Genomic DNA, 242 nt, shown 5'->3' on the forward strand with positions numbered 1-242 from the left:
CGCACCGGCGGCTGGCCGTCGAGCAGATTGCGGATCTCTTCGCCGGTCAGGGTCTCGTACTCGAGCAGGCCGCGGGCCAGGGCTTCGAGTTCGTGCGCCTTCTCGGTCAGGATGCGCCGGGCGTCGTTGAGCCCGTCTTCGACCAGGCGGCGGACCTCCGAGTCGATCTTCTGAGCCGTTGCCTCGGACACGTTCTGCTGGCGTCCCATCTGCATGCCGAGGAAGACCTCGTCCTGGTTCTC

At 66.9% G+C, this 242-nt stretch carries 1 pseudogene; it reads right to left on the bottom strand.

From position 1 onward, the window contains the following. Positions 1 to 242: pseudogene (locus KBI52_RS00140) on the bottom strand (cell division protein FtsH); the annotation flags it as partial.

It is taken from the genome of Microvirga sp. HBU67558, from assembly GCF_018069605.1.
In the GTDB taxonomy this organism is placed as follows: domain Bacteria; phylum Pseudomonadota; class Alphaproteobacteria; order Rhizobiales; family Beijerinckiaceae; genus Microvirga; species Microvirga terrae.